The sequence below is a fragment of the Tenacibaculum aiptasiae genome (genome assembly GCF_008806755.1).
Taxonomy (GTDB): domain Bacteria; phylum Bacteroidota; class Bacteroidia; order Flavobacteriales; family Flavobacteriaceae; genus Polaribacter; species Polaribacter aiptasiae.
Genome location: NZ_WAAU01000011.1, coordinates 173674 through 192708, shown reverse-complemented (window position 1 = coordinate 192708; position 19035 = coordinate 173674). Strand labels below are relative to the sequence as shown.

The following is a 19035-nucleotide window of genomic DNA, read 5'->3' as shown; positions in this document are numbered from 1 at the left end:
GGAGAGTAGGTCGTTGCCTTTCTTTTTAACCTCAATCTTATTTTATAAGATTGAGGTTTTTTTTTACACTAAATCTAAATATAAAGATCCCTAAAATGATGATAAATGGTTTATATGAGTTTTAAGCTTGAAAATTTAAAATTAAAGTAATGTGCTTGTTTGATTTTTAAAAGTGACTTAAAACCGTATTATATTGTTTATTTATACATTTTAGGATAACTTAAAACCAGCGTTTATTGAAGGTTAGCATTTAGTCTAAATAATTTATTTTTTTTTAGTTTTATAATATAGATGGGGTATTATATGAGCTACAAATGCGGTAATGATAAGTCTTAATTATTGTGTAACCTGTAAACTATTCTAGTGCAGTTTATATTCTCGATTTTTAGAATATAATTTCAAAATATAAATATGTTAGTTTAGAAGCTAGAATTAGTCATTAGGAAATAAAAAACAACCTAGCCAATTAGCTTTAACTTTCTTTGATCTCTAGTAAAATTCATTCAAATTAAACATAAGAAAGAAAAGTAGCTATGAGTAAAAATTATAAATTTTAACCCTTAAGAAAACAAATTTTAAAAGCCTAATATTAATGTTTTTACTTTCCTTAACAAAAAGTTTCGTTAAAATTCTGCATCTTTGTGATTATGAGAATTTATCCGATAGAAACAGGTAATTTTAAATTAGATGGCGGAGCCATGTTTGGAGTAGTACCAAAATCACTTTGGGAAAGAACAAATCCAGCAGACGAAAAGAATATGATATCTATGAGTATGCGATGCATGCTCATAGAAGATGGTGATAGACTTACACTGATAGACACTGGAATTGGAAATAAACAATCAGATAAATTTTTTGGGTATTATTATTTATTTGGAGATTTTTCTTTAGATGCTTCATTAGCAAAATATGGTTTTCATAGAGATGATATTACCGATGTATTTTTAACACACTTGCATTTTGACCATTGTGGAGGAGCAATTCAATGGAATAAATTTCGAACAGGATACGAACCAGCCTTTAAAAATGCACGATTTTGGAGTAACCAACGTCATTGGGATTGGGCAATTCATCCAAATGCACGAGAAAAAGCATCATTTTTACAAGAAAATATATTACCAATACAAGAAAGTGGTCAACTAAATTTTTTACACTTAAATGCAAAAGATTATGTTGGCTTTGATGTATTATTTAAAGATGGACATACTGAAAAACAAATGCTTCCAAAAATAGAATACCAAGACAAAACCTTGGTGTTTATGGCTGATTTATTACCTACTGCAGGTCACATACCATTACCATATGTTATGGGTTATGATACACGACCACTATTAACGCTAAAAGAAAAAGAAGCCTTCTTAAATGAGGCTGCAGATAAAGAATATTACTTGTTTTTAGAGCATGATGCCTATAATGAAGTAATAACTGTAAAGCATACTGAAAAAGGAGTACGCTTAAAAGATAGTTATAAGTTTACTGATGTATTTAGATAAATAAAATAACCCCTTAGAGTTATATAAAACTACTAAGGGGTTATGAAAAGTTGAAATTCTTTTTTAGTTGTAGAAACTAATCATTACATCTAGAACCTACAGGGTGCCTACGAGAAAATCTTCTACAAGGGCCAAGTGTTCTACCACCACCATCGCCAAAACCTCCACCACTATAATCTCCTGTCAGTAATTCATAGTTGCTAGGAACAGATCCTCCATTAATGTTTTTTCTTTTTTCTTTAGAAATTTCAAATGCTTTTAAATTTTCAATGCTCTTCATTTTGTTTAAAATTTTGTTAATAAAGGCTAAATATATAAATATTAATAATAAATTTACATTTGATTAATAAAATAATTTAAAGATATCATGAGAGTTTTAAAGCCAGTATTTTATTCTGCTGTAGCAGTATCAATTCTAGCTAGTTGTAAAACAGTTAGTAAAGTGCCTGTGCCAACAGGGTCTAATACCGTAGTAAACCTTCCAGCAAAAAAAGCAAAGTTAACGGATAGCGAAAAAGATAATTGGCAACACCTAGATTTAGCAACAGATACCATTCCAGGAATGAGTGTGAACAAAGCATATGAGTTCTTGAAAGGAAAGAAAAGTGTACCAGTAATAGTGGGAGTTGTTGATTCAGGTACCGATTTAAAACATGAAGACTTAGTTGATGTTGCTTGGGTAAATACTAAAGAGATAGCAGGAAACGGAATAGATGATGATAAGAATGGTTATGTTGATGATATCAACGGATGGAACTTCTTAGGAAAATCATACAAAGAGCACCTAGAATATGAGCGTATTTTAATGAATCCTTCAATTGCTGATGAAGAAACATTAAAAGAAGTAAAAGCATTTCAAACTAAAAAAATTGAAGGAGCTAAAAAGGATAAAGTGCGTTATGGAGAAATGTTAGCACGTGTAAAATTTGCAGATGAATTATTAACAAAATATTTCAAAAAATCAGATTATACTGATAAAGAAATAGAGGCAATTAATACTACTGATGAAAAATTAAAAGCTGCTATAGGCACTGCAGATTTTGCAAAAAGAAATGGTTATACTTTAGCTAGTATTGGAAAAGTTTTAAGTGGTTTGGTGAAAACTGCAGAAGCTACAATTGCTGGAGATAACTTAAAAACGGATTATCGTACAGTTGTAGGAGACAATGCTTATGATATTAAAGATAAACCAGGATATGGAAATGGTAATACAGGTCATTCAGAAAAAGGTGAGTCTCACGGTTCTCATGTATCTGGTATTATTGGTGCAAAAAGGAATAATGGAATAGGAATGAATGGAGTTGCTAATAATGTAAAAATGATGGCAGTACGTTCAGTATCAGATGGAGATGAGTATGATAAGGATGTTGCTTTAGGTATTCGTTATGCAGTAGATAATGGAGCAAAAGTAATTAATACAAGTTTTGGTAAAGGATTTTCACCAAATAAAGAATGGGTTTATGATGCAATTAAATATGCAGCATCTAAAGATGTATTAATTGTAAATGCAGCAGGAAATGATGGTAAAAATATAGATGTAGAAAAAACATTTCCAAACGATGCACCAGACTTAGTAAACGAAGTAGCAGATAACTTTTTAACAATAGGAGCAATGAGTGCTAACTATGATAAAAAATTACCAGCAACTTTTTCAAACTACGGAAAAATAAATGTTGATGTGTTTGCTCCAGGAGTACAAATTCACTCAACATATCCAGATAGTACTTATAAGAAAATTAGTGGAACGTCTATGGCTTCTCCAGCAGCAGCAGGTGTAGCAGCATTAGTACGTTCTTATTATCCAAAATTATCTGCAAGTCAGGTAAAACACATCTTGATGAACTCAGGAACTAAAATAGATTTAGAGGTTATTAAGCCAGGTACTGGTGCTAGATATGGTAATAAAGAAGAAATAGTTCCTTTCGCGGATTTATCAGTTTCAGGTCGTGTTGTTAATGCATACAATGCAGTAAGAATGGCAGACAGAATGGTAAACGGAAGAAAATAATAGTAGCATAAAAAAACGAAAAGAGCATTATATTTTGATGCTCTTTTTTTGTTATAAATAACTTATGAAGTTAGAGTTTAATAAATTAAATAAAGAAATTAGTATTAAAGACGAAGTAGCCAACCATACATGGTTAATTATCATTTTAATGGCAGTAAATGTTTTTAATATGGCTTTTCAACTATCATATATAAGTTTTGAAAAAAACGAATTACTTTTTATTGGATTAGCAATTCTTGCATTAGTTTCAATATTTGTAATATTCTTCTTTTTTACAAAAAGATCTTGGAAATCAATATATAAATTGGAAGAGATAGAAGGACTAGAGGTAAAAAAGATATACGGAAAAGAACGTATCTTTTTAAAATTATTAAACGGAAAAAGACGAAGTTTTCCTATTTTGAGAAATTTAGAAGAAATAGAAAACTTAAAAAAGACATTAACCAACATGGGAATTAAATTAGTTTAAAATGAAAAAAATAATACTAGGACTTTCAATATTGTCAATGATTTCTTGTGCGGCATCTAAAAAAGTAGATAAAGCACCTGTAAATAAGCAAACTTCGGCAAGCAGTACTTATTGGCAACAACATGTAGATTATACTATGGATATTGATATGGATGTAAAAACATATCAGTACAAAGGAGTTCAAAAGTTAGTATATACTAACAATTCACCAGATGTATTAAACAAAGTATTTTATCACTTGTATTTTAATGCATTTCAGCCAGGATCTCAAATGGATGTGCGTTCAAGAAATATCAAAGATCCAGATAAAAGAGTTGGCGATAGAATAAGTAAGTTATTACCATCGGAAATAGGGTATATTAAAGTAAATACATTAAAACAAGATGGTAAACAAGTAAAACACGAAACTGTTGGGACTATTTTAGAGGTAACTTTAAACAAAGCAATTCAACCAGGAGAGAGTGTAACGTTTGATATGGTTTTTGATGCGCAAGTACCAAAACAAATTAGACGTTCAGGTCGCGATAGCAAAGAAGGAGTTGCGTTATCAATGACACAATGGTACCCTAAAATGGCCGAGTACGATTTCGAAGGATGGCATACACCACCTTATTTAGGACGTGAATTCCACGGAGTTTGGGGTAATTTTGATGTAACCTTACATATTGATAAAAACTATGTAGTTGGAGGTACAGGATATGTACAAAATGCACAAGAAGTAGGACACGGATACGAAGATAAAAACGAAGCATTAAATTTACCATCAGGAGATAAATTAACATGGAAGTTTAAAGCACCAAATGTACACGATTTTACTTGGGCAGCAGATCCAGACTATATTCATGATACATATAAAATGGAAAATGGAATAGATTTACACTTTTTATACAAAAAGAGTTTATCGCCATTTTTTCAAGAAAACTGGAAGAAGTTACAGCCAAAGACTGCAGAGTTAATGGATTATTTTAGTAAGCATATAGGTCAGTACCCATACAAACAATATTCAGTAATCCAAGGAGGAGATGGAGGTATGGAGTATGCAATGTGTACTTTAATAACAGGAAAACGTAAATGGGGAAGTTTATTTGGTGTAACAGCACACGAGTTAGCACACACATGGTTCCAGTTTTTACTAGCAACAAATGAAAGCAAACACCCTTGGATGGATGAAGGTTTTACAACCTATATTTCAAACAAGGCAGAGAATGAAATTTTAAATAAAGGAAAAGAAAATCCACATACAGGATCATATAGATACTATAATTATGTTGTGAGTAATAATGCAGAAGAGCCATTATCAACTCATGCAGATAGATATCATACAAATATGGCTTACGGAATGGGAAGCTATTCAAAAGGAAATATCTTTTTAACACAGCTAGAGTATATTATAGGTCAAGAAGATGTAGCAAAAACATTAAAAAAGTATTTTAACGATTTTGCATTCAAACATCCAACACCAAACGATATTAAAAGAACAGCAGAAAAAGTTTCAGGAATGCAGTTAGATTGGTTCTTAAACGAATGGACACAAACTACACATACAATAGATTATGGAGTGAAATCTGTAGAAGGAAAAGATATTACTTTAGAAAGAATAGGTAAAATGCCAATGCCAATAGACGTAGAGGTAATTTATACAGATGGTACAAAAGAAGCATTTAACATACCATTACGTATGATGCGAGGAGAAAAACCAACAAATGCAACAGTTATAAAAGATTGGACATTTGCACATCCAACCTATACATTTGAAGCATCAAAAGATGTAAAATCGGTAGAAATTGACCCATCAAAATTAATGGCAGATATTAATTTATCGAACAATACATTTACAAAAGAGTAAATAAAGTAAACATATAAATAGAAAAGGTTGAGAATTATCTCAGCCTTTTTTTATGAGTTCTTTTTGAAGCTCGGAAGGATTAAAACCTGTTTGTTTTTTTACAAAAAGACTAAAGTTAGAAGGGCTGTCAAAATTGTAATTATAGGCAATTTCTTTATGACTAAGTTCTTTAAAAGCTAAATCGCGTTTAATATTCAATATTAAAACATCATGAATATATTTTAAAGGAGTTGTGTTTAATTCGTTTTTTACCAATAAGGAAAGCTTCTTGTTAGAAATGTTTAGAGCTTGAGCGTATTCATTAATAGTTTTAGAATTAAGATGAATATCAACCAAATCGATAAATTGAATAATAGTTTTAGAAGTTTGTTTGAAATTGGTATTCGAACTATTTTCTTCTAAAGAATATAAAAGAGTAGAAAGAAGGTGAATTGATTTCTCCTTATAAAATTCAGATTTGCTCTTTTGAACATTCAGAATAGTGTTTAATAAATCAAAAAAAACAGTAGTTAATTTTGGGTTTTTATGATAAACAATAGAAGAGTCAGAATAATTTTTAAGTAAGAAAAAAGCTTCAGAAAAGAGCATTTCTTTGGTAAACTGTATCATTAAACCATCAGCTTCAGAATGTCTTTTTACTAAGTGTAATTGTTTAGGTTTTATAATATAGCAGCTATTCTCTTCAATAGGAACTTTGGTAAAGTCGATAAGTTGATAACCTCCACCTTTTTCAAAAAACATAATTTCAAAATAATCATGCTTATGAATAGTATTAAAATCATAACTATTATTATGAGAAATGGGAGCTACATTTATGTTATAAGCAGTGGTTAAGCTATGAATGGGAATATCATTAGGCATAAATTCATAAGTAGTTTTCTGTTTTTAATAACTTTTAAAGGAAAACGAACTATACTTTCGTCACAGATTTAAAAAACTTAAAAATAATGAAAAAAATAATCTTTTCGCTTATAGCATTTGTATCGTTAACCATAAATGCACAAACCACTTGGAAAGTAGATAATGCACATTCGTCAATTACTTTTTCAGTATCACACTTTATGATTTCAGAAGTAACAGGAAACTTTGGAAAGTTTGATATTACAGCAGTTAGTAATGATAAGTTTGAAGACCCAAAGTTTGAAGTATCCATAGATGCAGCAACAATAAATACAAATCAGTCAGGAAGAGATAATCATTTAAAAGCGGCAGATTTTTTCGATGTAGCAAAACATGCAAATATTGTATTTAAAAGTACATCTTTTAAAAAGTTAGAAGGAAAAGAGTTTGAAACAAAAGGAGATATTACCATTAAAGGAATTACAAAAGAAGTAGTTTTTAAAGGAAAGTTAAATGGTATTATCGAAGGAAGAAACAACAAAAAGAAAGCAGGGTTAAAATTAACTACTACTATAAAAAGAGAAGATTTTAATGTAGGAAAAGGAATGAACCCAGTAGGAAAAGACGTAGCTGTAACTATAAATATTGAAATGAATCAGCAATAAAAATTAATTGTCTTTACGACAAATTATTTTTCCCTTTAAGGCAAAAAGCTATCTTAGTTTTTTGCCTTTTTTATTTGTTGTACTTTTAAAAAATGGAACAGGTAACGTTTGAATTAAATTTAGTGTCGATAATAGACATATTATCAATAGCTACGGCACTAATGCTTGGCTTTTTGTTAATAACATTAAAGTCTAAAAATAAATATGCAAATATCTTTTTAGGTGCGTTTTTATGGTCTTTGGGAATAGAAGTATTGGAATCTTTTTTAGAGTCACTAACTTTTGAAACAATACATATTCAGGTAATTCAAACAACATTAGCTACAATTCCTTTATTATTACTTTATGTGTATTCTACTTTAAATGTTAAGTTTAAAACGGTTTATTTACTATTATTTATACCATTTGTAATATCAAATTTAATAGATTTTCCAGAAGAAGAAATAAAGTGGTTTGAATATGTATTTAATCTAATACTCTTATATATAATTCTTAAAAATATAAAAGAACATCAAAATAAAGTAACAGATTACTATTCGGATATAGAGAATAAAACACTTTTATGGATTCGAACAATTGTGTACATATTCTTATTCTTTCATGTTTTTTGGATTCTAGAAGATATTATTGGGTTTCAAAACGAAATTATAACGCAGTATTTTGCTTTTTCATCAGCAATTCTAACCTTCTTTATGATTTATTGGATTGCTTATAATGGTTTTTCACAACAAGAAATATTTACCACTTCATTATTTCAAATAGATGAGAAAAAAGAAACACAAATAGATGTTATAGATACAGAAAATCAATTTAAATTGATGTTAGAAATTATGGAAAGAGAGAAGTTGTATTTAGATGGAAATTTAAACTTACGATTACTATCAGAAAAAGTAAATATTAAAGAAAGACAACTTTCTAAATTGATAAAAACACATACAAAAAAGAACTTCTATCATTTTGTAAATCAATTTAGAGTACAAGAGTTTAAAAAATTGGTAGCCTCACCTAAAGCAGCACAATTATCCTTGTTAGGTTTAGCTCAAGAAGCAGGATTTTCTTCAAAATCAACATTTTATACAGCGTTTAAAAATCTAGAAGGTGTTACTCCGAAACAATATCAGGAAAGTTTAAAGAAGTCTGAGTAACCGAAACTCGGACTTATAGAGTGTGTTTAGTTATACTTATGGTTATAATTTTGAAGTTAAATGTTCAAGAAGTAGTTGAACTAAAACTTAGAGATTATGATAAAAAAAATGTTTTCAGTAAGTATAATAACTTTTACAATTTTAATAACTAGTAGTATTTCTTGTTCAAAAAATGACACCATAGTTGAGGAAGGAGGAGCAACAAATACAAATGCATTAGAAACCTATTTAAAAGCAAATGCCGATTATGTGCATCATATTAATGGCTTTTATATTGTAGGAAGTGCGGCAAAACCAACTTCAAGTGAAACTACACCGGGAACAACAGGTAAAGATATATTTGAGCATAGTGTGCGTTTGTTCAGTTCTTTTTTAGATCAGGATAACGATGGTGTTATTGATGATGATAAAAAAGAGTTAAATAAATGGTTAGCACAAAAGTTAGTTTTTATTTCTGGACCTTTATCAATGGTCGATAAAATATCAGCAGCAAACTTAGTAGAAGGAAAAGGATTGTATGGAATGAGCATGCAAACAGATAATTGGCCTTATGTAAAAGATTATAATGGGAAAGGCTGGACAATTTCTGAGTTAAATTCTTCAACATGGAGGCCACAAGTATTTAACGCGCTTTGGGAAGAAACATTTCATACAGTAACAGAAGCTTTTAGTAGAGTAGATCCAGAATTTAAGTTTACAACAGGAGGAGTTTTACGTAAATATATGGATGATGATATTGCGGCAAAAACATATGACATTTCAGTACAAAATGCAGAAGAAAACGGTAATTATGATAAAGTAACAGCGGTAAACGAGTATATACATCAAATTTGGGCAATCAATTTTGCAGGGCAGAGTAATAAGTTAAACTCACATCAGAAGAAAGCATTAGAATTTATGAAAAAGAAAAAAGTACCAATGCAAGTAAATGCAGGATATACAAAAATGATAGGAACAAAAGTTAAATAAGATTATGATGAAGTTTATAAGTTTAAAAGTACTAGCAACATTAATTATTACTTTCAGTAGCGCTTCCTGTTCAGATAATACCAATGTAGCAACACCATCGGGAGAGATTAATCCGGGAAATGACCCTAATTTTAAAATAGAAGCAAATAAAGATACTGGGTTCAGTAGTTTTCCTAAAAAAGTAATGGTTTTTGGAATTCCAATTTATGCTTTAGCTGGAGTAGAAGATGTAAAGTTATTACATGCAGCAAATATAATGGCGCAATATCTAGATAATAATGAAGACGGAGTTGTAGACAATCAATTAGTATTAGATGCAATGAAACAAAACAAAGCATTTTTGTTTATGTGGAAGAACCAAAACAACAATATAAGTTTTCCAAGTGGATACGAAGGACAAGATTTAGGAGCAGATGAAACTGTTCCAGGGTGGCATACAAATGGTCATACAGGACGTTTTGATGCTTCATTAGAAGAAATATGGCACATAATTAATCTTGCTGGTCATGCAAAAGCATATCCAAATGTTTTTGGCTTAAAAAAAGGAACTCAGTTAGCTAATGCAATGGATAAAGCTAGAGGAGGATATTTTCAAACAATTCCAAATCCATATCCAGCAGAAGCTTGGTATACATATGATGATAGTACTTGTGATTATGCAAGTTGTCAAACAGTAGAATATTTTTACTGGTCAATGACTTCTATACTAGGAGCACAAGCAAATAGATTAGGAGAAATACAGCAAGAATGGAAATTAAATACGAAAGCAAAAGTGAAGGCTACAGATAAAGATATTTATAGTTTGCTTACAAATGCAACCTATAAGCTACCAACAGTTTTACCAGATGGAACTTATAGAAGATAAATGTGTTTTAAGTTGAATTGATTGATGTAAATTAAATATTCCTTTTCATTAAGAGAAGGAGTATTTTTAATAAAGAAATATGAAGAAAATAATACCCATAGCAGTTGTTGTATGCTTGTTACAAGCATGTGTAATAACAACCAAATCGAAAGAAAGCAAAGTCGAAAAAATAGAAGCTTTAAATAAAATAGGAGGCTGTGTATTTAAAGAAGTTCAAAATACCAAAAAAGTAAATCCATTAAATTCAACTATTGAAATAGAATCAGCAAAAGGTGTTTTTTCAAAGAAAATGAATGTCTTGGGATTAGATTTTATAATAATGGAGAAGGTTTCAGATGATTTTTTGAAAGATGTTGGGCAAACAATGAAAGAAATGTTTCCACAAGATAGTGTTCTCAATTTGTCAAGGCAACATAAAGTATTAAACAATCTATTACAGTATAATGCAACCATACCAGTAATTGTTGGTCACCACGATTCAATGTCGGAAGAAGTAATGATAGAGATGGAAAATACTTACGAAAAAGAATGTAGTATTTGCGATGTAATCATGTATAAGCAACCAGGGCAAACTATGGAAGTAGTAGAGCACTTACTACATTTTATAACCGACATAGGTTTGCATTACGAGTATTCAAAAGAATGGGCTTTCAATAATAAGGAATCAGAAGTATATCTAATAATGCAAGAAGCAATAAAGAAAGGTTTTTATGATGTAAGTAGTTATAAGGATATGGAAGGTGAAAAAGAAATATACCAAAGAGTAATAGTGCAAGAATTTGCTTATTGGTTAATTAGTGCATATTGGGATTTACAAGAAAAGTATGGGCCAAACGAAGAAGAATGGACTATAAGAAATAAAGAAGAGTTAAAAGAGAAGTTTCCAAGAGGTTACCAACTGGTAGAAAATACTGTTAGTAAAATAATGAAAGCGCCCTCAGAAGCTATTTTAGAGAGATTAGCAATGTATGGTGAATAAATAGTTTCTTCAAGTTTGTTAATGTATCACTTTGGTTTCTAGTAGGGTAAGATGTGTTTGAAATGTTTTATATAAAAATTAATTTAGTTTTATAAAATTATATTTCAGCACTAGAGAAGAAATTGGAAATATAATTTATCAACCCTGTGTTAAGAGCACATACTTTAGTAATTGTCGTAAAGATAATTTTTAGAGTATGTGCTTTTTTGTTTAATATAAAAACCAAGAAAAATGAAAGCAAGAAAAATAGTAATGGTTACAATAGCATTTTTAATGTTATTAGTAAGCTGTTCCGAAAATGATGAAGTTGTAGTTAACGGTTCTCAAAGTGTTTTTGGAATATTTAAAGTTTTAGAAGACGGAAAGACTGTTGAAATGAATGGAACTATTAATAGTAACTCGTTAGTCAATTTTAATAAGTTATATCAAAAAAATCCTAAGGTAACCAAAATAAATATCAAGCAGTGTGATGGTTCTTCAGATGATGAGGTTAATTTATTAGTAGCAAAAAGAGTTTATGATTTAAATATTGAAATTCATTTGTTAAATAACGCAGAAATAGCATCAGGAGGAGTAGATTTTTTCTTGGCAGGAAAAAAGAGAACAAGAGAGAATGGAACAAAAATAGGGGTGCATTCTTGGTCCAATGGACAAAATGAAGCTACTGATTTTCCAGTAGGACATGCTAATCATTTACCATATATAAACTATTATAGATCTATTGGTTTTACAAACGAAGAAGCAAAAGCATTTTATTATTTTACTATAAATGCAGCCGCAGCTAAAGATATACATTGGATGACAGAAGAAGAAATCATAAAATATAAGATGCTAAAATCATAACAAATGTTGTAACAAAACTATAAGGCTTGCGTCGAATAGAGCAAATAAATACAAGCTTGCTTTCCAACATAAGGAAGAAATAGGGAAAGCAAGAAATTTAACCTATGGAAACTCATATACCTTATCTGTAAAAAGATATTGTATATGAGTTTTTTTATTAAACAAAAATTTAAAAACATGAAAAAATTAGTGAAAACAACAATGGTATTAATGCTTTTAGTAACAGCTTTAAATGTAAAGGGACAGGAGTTATCGGTAGTAAAATCATCAAGTATTGGAATTAATGAACTACCAGAATATGTTATTATAACATCGCAAAACACAAAGTTGTTGGGAGGGATTAATATTATAATAGATAAAAAAAGATCAACTTATAAAGATCAGTTAGAAGAGCTAGAATCATTATTGCAAGATGGAGATAAGCTAAGAGTAAGAAATCAAACCGATTTATTAAACGCAATGTCTAAGTTAGGTTTCGATTATGTAAATGCTTATAACGCTAATGCAATAATGCCAAGTAATAGAAACAGTGATGGAGAAGATATTTTAAATATAGTAGATGGAGGAGAAGGAACCTATAAAGTAAATATGGTTTTTAGAAAAAAAGAAAAATATAGAAGTTAGAAAACTATAAAAACAGGTGGAAAACGAAGACATTTTAATTTGATTAATTTTCTAAAAAGAGAAGTATATTATGTAATTTTGCACTTCAAATTCAACAGAAAATGTCAGAAGAAAAGAAATCATTGAATTTTTTAGAACAAATTATTGAAGAAGATTTGGCAAATGGAATGCCAAAAGAAAACTTACGTTTTCGTTTTCCACCAGAACCAAACGGATATTTACACATTGGACATACAAAAGCTATTGGAATTAGCTTTGGTTTAGGAGAAAAGTATAATGCTCCAGTAAATTTACGTTTCGACGACACAAATCCAGCAAAAGAGGAACAAGAGTATGTAGATGCTATAAAAAGAGATGTTTCTTGGTTAGGGTATCAATGGGAAAACGAATTATATTCATCTGATTATTTTCAACAATTATACGACTGGGCAGTACAATTGATAAAAGATGGGAAAGCATATGTTGATAGCCAGACTTCAGAAGAAATGCGAGTACAAAAAGGAACGCCTACAAAAGCTGGAGAAAACAGTCCTTATAGAACTAGAAGTGTAGAAGAAAATCTAGATTTATTCACTAGAATGAAAGACGGAGAGTTCGAAGAAGGAACACATGTTTTACGTGCTAAAATAGACATGGCGTCGCCAAATATGTTAATGAGAGATCCATTAATGTATCGTATTTTAAAGAAAGCTCACCATAGGACAGGAAACGATTGGGTAATATACCCAATGTATGATTGGACACATGGAGAGAGTGACTATATAGAACAAATATCACATTCGTTATGTTCGTTAGAGTTTAAACCACATAGAGAATTATACAATTGGTTTAGAGATAACGTATATGAGTATAGTAAATCAGAGTATCCAAACCCACCAAAACAACGAGAGTTTTCACGTTTAAACTTAAGTTACACTATAATGAGTAAGCGTAAGTTATTGAAACTGGTTGAAGAAGGTGTTGTAAATGGATGGGATGATCCAAGAATGCCAACAATTTCAGGTTTACGTAGAAGAGGATATACCCCAGCATCAATTAGAAACTTTATTGAAACAGTTGGAGTTTCAAAGAGAGAGAATGTAATAGATGTGGCATTGTTAGAGTTTAAAATCAGAGAAGATTTGAACAAAACAGCCAATAGAGTAATGGGAGTTCTAGATCCAGTAAAAGTAATTATTGATAATTACCCAGAAGGAGAAGAAGAAATCTTAATTGCTGAGAACAATCCAGAAGATGAAAACTCAGGAACAAGAGAAGTGCCATTTTCAAGAGAAATTTATATTGAACGAGAAGATTTTAGAGAAGAAGCAAATAAAAAATTCTTTAGATTAAAATTAGGAAAAGAAGTTCGATTAAAGAATGCATATTTTATCACAGCAACAAGTTGTGAGAAAGATGAGAATGGAAATATCACAGTAATTCACTGTACTTATGATCCATTAACAAAATCAGGTAGTGGAACAGAAGAAAGTAAGCGTAAAGTAAAAGGAACTTTACACTGGGTTTCTGTAAAACATGCAGTAAAAGCTGAGGTAAGAGCTTATGATAGATTGTTTTTAGACGAGGCTCCAGACGCTCACAAAGACAAAGATTTTATGGAGTTTATCAACCCAGATTCTTTAGAGAAAATAGAAGCATTTGTAGAACCAAGTTTACAAACAGCAAAAATAGGAGACAGGTTCCAGTTCCAACGATTAGGATATTTCAATGTTGATGATGATTCAACACCAGAAAATCTAGTGTTTAATAAAACAGTTGGATTACGAGATAATTGGGCAAAAAAGAAGTAGTTTAAAGAACTGTAATAGCAATAAAAACTCCCTATAGATTTTTAAAATTTATAGGGAGTTTTTTAATGCAAAGATTCCATTTTAAGATTTCAATAGAATATGTATCTTTACTGATTAAGGGAAGTTGTGATAAAATAAACTTTATCTAACTGAAAATCAATAATAAAAAAATGTTTTTTGATACTGTATAAATATCAGGTTTAAAAAATATTTATAAAAATATACTATTTTATGAGTTGTAGCAGTTGCTCAACTAACAAAAGCGGGGTTCCTAATGGGTGTAAAAGCAATGGAAATTGTGCAACAGGCACTTGTGGGAGTGGAAATAAATTAGCCGTTTTTGATTGGTTATCAAATATGACTTTACCAACAGGTGAAGCTCCATTTAATATATACGAAGTTCGGTTTAAAAACGGACGAAAACACTTTTTTAAAAATTCAGATAAAGTAACTGTTTCAATGGGAGATATTGTAGCAGTTGAAGGATCGTCAGGACATGATGTAGGAATTGTTTCGTTAGCTGGTGAGCTAGTGAAAGTTCAAATGAAAAAACGAAAAATTGCTGCAGATAGTGAAGATGTTAAGAGAATTTACAGAAAAGCATCGCAAAAAGATATTGATATCTGGCAAGCAGCTAGAGAAAAAGAACTTGAAACACAAAGAAAAGGAAGGGAAATAATTAGTCGTTTAGGATTAAAAATGAAGCTTTCAGATGTGGAATATCAAGGAGATGGTACCAAAGCTACTTTTTATTATACTGCCGATGAGCGTGTAGATTTTAGACAATTAATTAGAGATTTAGCAGGAACTTTTTCTATTCGAGTAGAGATGCGTCAGGTAGGAATGCGTCAAGAAGCAGCTCGATTAGGAGGAGTAGGTTCTTGTGGTAGAGAATTGTGTTGTTCAACTTGGTTAACAGATTTTAGAAAGGTAAATACAGCAGCAGCACGCTATCAACAATTATCGTTAAATCCATTAAAATTAGCAGGACAATGTGGTAAATTAAAATGCTGTTTAAATTTTGAATTAGACACCTATTTAGATGCATTAAAAAGTTTTCCAAAGCAAGATAAAATACTTAAAACAGAAAAAGGAGATGCCGTTTTTGTAAAAATGGATATTTTCAAAAAAATGCTTTGGTATACTTATAAAGAGGAAAGTTTTAAGTGGTTTAAGTTATCCTTAGATCAAGTTCATGAAATTATTGAATTAAATAAAAATAATGAACTGGCTTTACCGTTAGATGAGTATGAGTTAGAAATTACAGAAGAAGAAGCTGTTAATTTTGAAAATGTAGTTGGACAAGATAGTTTAACACGTTTTGATACTCCAAAAAAGCCAAGAAGAGGAAATAGAAGAAGGTCGAGAAAGCCAATAGGAAAAAAGCCAGCAGCGAAAACGAAGAAAGAATCAAATAATGCTACGGAGGCAAAACCGAAAAAACGACCACAAAAAAATCAAGCTAAAGCAGAACCAAATAATAAAAAAACTGACAAGAAAAGGGTTGATAATAGGAAGCAAAAGCCTAAGAATAATCCTAAGTCAAATAAACCAAAACCTCAAAAAGGTTCAGAAGAAAATAAAACACAAACACAAAAGAAAAAACCAAATAATCAAAGAAGAAGAAATAATAATCAGAGAAAAAGAAAGCCTAACGGAAATAAGAATAATGAAAACAAGAATAATAAAGAGTAAAATAGCAGTATTCTTTTTAGCAATTTTTATGCTAGCATCATGCGATTCAAAAGGCGTGTACGATGAATATATTTCGTTGTCAGGTAACTCATGGAATAAAGAAAATACACTGGCATTTACTTTTACTATAAACGATTCTATAAACAAGAAAAACTTATTTATAAATTTAAGAAACAATAAAGATTACGGTTATAGTAACTTGTTTTTAATAACTCAAATGGATTTTCCAGGTGGAGAAGCAATTATAGATACTTTAGAGTATGATATGGCTGATCTTACAGGGAAATTTTTAGGAACTGGATTTACAGATATAAAAGAAAATAAACTTTATTATAAAGAAAACATAACATTCCCAAAAGCCGGAGAATATACTTTTAAAGTTCGACAAGCAATGAGAAAAAACGGAGAAATTGAAGGTATAGAAGAATTAGAAGGAATTACTCAGGTAGGGTTTAGAATAGAAAAAATTAAATAATGGCAGAGAAAAAAGCAGTCAGTTTTGTTAAATATATTAAGTGGTTTTGGTCTATCGTTTTAGGTGGATTCCTATTTTTATGTTTAATGTTTTTATTAGCTTCTTGGGGAGTATTTGGAGCATTACCATCTTTCGAAGAATTAGAAAACCCTAAAAGTGATTTAGCAACAGAAGTTATTTCAGCAGATGGAAAAACTTTAGGAAAATACTATGTAAAAGCAAATAGAACACCAATCCAATACAAAGATTTACCAGAAAACTTAATAAAAGCCCTAGTAGCTACAGAAGATGAACGTTTTTACGAACATTCAGGGATAGATTTTAGAGGTTTAGCAAGAGCAGTAGCCAAAATGGGTGCTGGAGGAGGTGCAAGTACAATTACACAACAATTAGCAAAGAACCTTTTTACAGGAAGAGCTTCGAGAAACATAATTGTACGTATTACTCAAAAAATGAAAGAATGGGTGGTAGCTGTAAAGCTAGAGCGTCAGTATACGAAAGAAGAAATTGCAACAATGTATTTAAATACCCAAGGATTTCTTTTTAATGCAACAGGAATACGTTCAGCAGCACGTATTTATTTTGGAAAAGAACCAAAAGATTTAGATTTACAAGAGTCGGCAATTTTAGTAGCAATGCTAAAAAATCCAAGGCAATACAATCCACATAGAAAAGTTTCTAAAAAGAAATCATTACAAAGAAGAAATGTAGTGTTTTCACAAATGGCAAAAAATGGAATTTTAACAGAGAAAGAAAAAGATTCATTACAAAAATTACCATTAAAAATTAATTTCACTCCAGAAAGTCATAGTGATGGATTGGCAACTTACTTTAGAGAAAATTTAAAACAGCGATTAAAAAAGTGGGCAAAGAATAATTTAAAACCAAATGGACAGCCATACAATATATATAAAGATGGATTAAAAGTATATGTTACTATTGATTCACGTATGCAAAAATATGCAGAAGAAGCATTAGAAGAGCATATGGCAAATTTACAGTCGTTTTTCTTTGCTGAACAGAAAAAGAATAGAACAGCACCGTTTTACGATTTAGATAAAAAAGAAATCTTGAATAGTATGAAACGTGCAAAAAGAAGTTCTACACGTTATAAGAGAATGAAAGCAGCAGGAAAATCGGAAAAAGAGATAGAAAAATCGTTCAATACCGATACAGATATGCGAGTGTTTTCATGGAAAGGAGAAAAAGACACCGTAATGACTCCTTACGATTCAATTCGTTATTATAAACATTTCTTACGTTCAGGATTGGTGTCTATAGAGCCGCAAACAGGACACATAAAAGCATGGGTTGGAGGAATTAATAATAAGTATTTTAAATATGATGCAGTAGAGCAACAAAAACGTCAAGTAGGATCAACATTTAAACCATTTGTGTATGCAACAGCAATAAACCAATTGAAAATGTCTCCTTGCGATAAGTTGCCAAACATTTTATACACAATTCCAAAAGAGAAATATGGAATGCCAGAAGACTGGACACCTAAAAACTCAAATAATAAATATGGGGGAGAGTTAACACTTAAAGAAGCATTAGCACACTCTACAAACGTAGTAACAGCACAATTAATAGATAAAGTATCACCAATAAATGTTGCACGTTTAGCAGAATCATCAGGAATAAAATCAAAAATAGAAGCAAATCCATCAATAGCCTTAGGAGCTATAGATTTATCATTAATAGAAATGGTAAGTGCTTATGCAACTTTTGCTAATAGAGGTTTACGAGTAAGTCCAATGATGATTACGCGTATTGAAGATAAAAATGGAACTGTATTAGAAGAATTTGTGCCAGAAACAAAAGAGGTATTAAGTGAAGAATCTTCGTATGTAATACTTGATTTAATGAAAGGTGTAACTTTAAGCGGATCAGGAGGAAGATTAAGATCAAATTGGACTAAGTATAAAAAAATATCAACAGGGTTCCCTTATAAATTAGAAAATCCAATTGCAGGAAAAACAGGAACAACGCAAAATCAATCAGATGGTTGGTTTATGGGAATAGTTCCAAATTTAGCAACAGGAGTTTGGACAGGAGGAGAAGATAGAGCTACTCACTTTAAAGGAATAGCATATGGGCAAGGAGCTACAATGTCTTTACCAACTTGGGGATTATTTATGAAAAAATGTTATGAAGATAAAACGCTTAACATTAGTAAAGAAGATTTTGAAAAACCAGAGGAAGACTTATCAATCAATATCAACTGTGATGAGGTGAAAAAAGTAGAAGGAGATGTTGAAGAGAAAGAGAAGGAAGTAGAAGATGAAGAAACTGATTTTTAATTGTATTTAGAAAAACAAACAACTAA

The 19035-nt window shown here is 30.5% G+C and carries 17 protein-coding genes; 15 read left to right on the top strand and 2 right to left on the bottom strand.

Annotation, left to right across the window (positions count from 1 at the left end; translation table 11 throughout):
* Positions 1-647 precede the first annotated feature (647 nt).
* The gene (locus F7018_RS07830) at positions 648-1493 is read left to right on the top strand and encodes an MBL fold metallo-hydrolase (protein ID WP_150899486.1); all 846 of its coding nucleotides are present in this window, start codon (positions 648-650) and stop codon (positions 1491-1493) included.
* Between the two features lie 76 nt (positions 1494-1569).
* Here the strand turns inward: F7018_RS07830 and F7018_RS07825 are convergent, their stop codons facing one another.
* Entirely contained in the window at positions 1570-1773 is a 204-nt protein-coding gene (locus F7018_RS07825; protein WP_150899485.1) for a hypothetical protein, read from the bottom strand.
* An 87-nt stretch (positions 1774-1860) separates the two neighbouring features.
* Between F7018_RS07825 and F7018_RS07820 the strand changes: the two genes are divergently transcribed.
* The 3 genes from F7018_RS07820 to F7018_RS07810 all read left to right on the top strand — a co-directional run bounded on the left by F7018_RS07820 (position 1861) and on the right by F7018_RS07810 (position 5816).
* Positions 1861-3501 (top strand): S8 family peptidase, encoded by a 1641-nt coding sequence (locus F7018_RS07820; RefSeq protein ID WP_150899484.1) that lies wholly within the window; start codon positions 1861-1863, stop codon positions 3499-3501.
* Positions 3502-3565: 64 nt separating this feature from the next.
* A complete protein-coding gene (locus tag F7018_RS07815; protein ID WP_150899483.1) occupies positions 3566-3970 on the top strand; it encodes a hypothetical protein in 405 nt (134 codons plus the stop codon).
* 1 nt (position 3971) lies between these two features.
* The gene (locus F7018_RS07810) at positions 3972-5816 is read left to right on the top strand and encodes a M1 family metallopeptidase (protein WP_150899482.1); all 1845 of its coding nucleotides are present in this window, start codon (positions 3972-3974) and stop codon (positions 5814-5816) included.
* A gap of 39 nt (positions 5817-5855) precedes the next feature.
* Here the strand turns inward: F7018_RS07810 and F7018_RS07805 are convergent, their stop codons facing one another.
* Entirely contained in the window at positions 5856-6677 is an 822-nt protein-coding gene (locus F7018_RS07805; protein WP_150899481.1) for an AraC family transcriptional regulator, read from the bottom strand.
* An 86-nt stretch (positions 6678-6763) separates the two neighbouring features.
* On the opposite strand from F7018_RS07805, the gene F7018_RS07800 reads away from it, so the two are divergent.
* From F7018_RS07800 to F7018_RS07750, 11 genes are all read left to right on the top strand, one after another.
* On the top strand, positions 6764-7321 hold the full coding sequence (locus F7018_RS07800; RefSeq protein WP_150899480.1) for a YceI family protein: 558 nt from the start codon (positions 6764-6766) through the stop codon (positions 7319-7321).
* A gap of 92 nt (positions 7322-7413) precedes the next feature.
* The gene (locus F7018_RS07795; RefSeq protein ID WP_150899479.1) at positions 7414-8466 is read left to right on the top strand and encodes a helix-turn-helix domain-containing protein; all 1053 of its coding nucleotides are present in this window, start codon (positions 7414-7416) and stop codon (positions 8464-8466) included.
* Positions 8467-8562: 96 nt separating this feature from the next.
* Positions 8563-9435 carry a hypothetical protein gene (locus tag F7018_RS07790; RefSeq protein WP_150899478.1) on the top strand — a complete coding sequence of 291 codons (873 nt, stop codon included), beginning with the start codon at positions 8563-8565 and terminating at the stop codon, positions 9433-9435.
* A gap of 4 nt (positions 9436-9439) precedes the next feature.
* Positions 9440-10300, top strand: coding sequence for a hypothetical protein (locus F7018_RS07785; RefSeq protein WP_150899477.1), 861 nt, complete (start codon positions 9440-9442; stop codon positions 10298-10300).
* Positions 10301-10379: 79 nt separating this feature from the next.
* On the top strand, positions 10380-11279 hold the full coding sequence (locus F7018_RS07780; protein ID WP_150899476.1) for a hypothetical protein: 900 nt from the start codon (positions 10380-10382) through the stop codon (positions 11277-11279).
* A gap of 231 nt (positions 11280-11510) precedes the next feature.
* A complete protein-coding gene (locus tag F7018_RS07775) occupies positions 11511-12122 on the top strand; it encodes an alpha/beta hydrolase (RefSeq protein ID WP_150899475.1) in 612 nt (203 codons plus the stop codon).
* Positions 12123-12299: 177 nt separating this feature from the next.
* Positions 12300-12746 (top strand): hypothetical protein, encoded by a 447-nt coding sequence (locus F7018_RS07770; protein ID WP_150899474.1) that lies wholly within the window; start codon positions 12300-12302, stop codon positions 12744-12746.
* A 101-nt stretch (positions 12747-12847) separates the two neighbouring features.
* Positions 12848-14536 (top strand): glutamine--tRNA ligase/YqeY domain fusion protein, encoded by a 1689-nt coding sequence (locus tag F7018_RS07765; protein WP_150899473.1) that lies wholly within the window; start codon positions 12848-12850, stop codon positions 14534-14536.
* Positions 14537-14767: 231 nt separating this feature from the next.
* Positions 14768-16231 carry a PSP1 domain-containing protein gene (ricT, locus tag F7018_RS07760; protein WP_150899472.1) on the top strand — a complete coding sequence of 488 codons (1464 nt, stop codon included), beginning with the start codon at positions 14768-14770 and terminating at the stop codon, positions 16229-16231.
* Positions 16206-16706 (top strand): gliding motility lipoprotein GldH, encoded by a 501-nt coding sequence (locus F7018_RS07755; protein WP_150899471.1) that lies wholly within the window; start codon positions 16206-16208, stop codon positions 16704-16706. Before ricT ends, F7018_RS07755 begins: the two co-directional genes overlap by 26 nt.
* A complete protein-coding gene (locus tag F7018_RS07750) occupies positions 16706-19009 on the top strand; it encodes a transglycosylase domain-containing protein (protein ID WP_150899470.1) in 2304 nt (767 codons plus the stop codon). The genes F7018_RS07755 and F7018_RS07750 overlap by 1 nt, the downstream gene beginning before the upstream one ends.
* Positions 19010-19035: the final 26 nt, after the last annotated feature.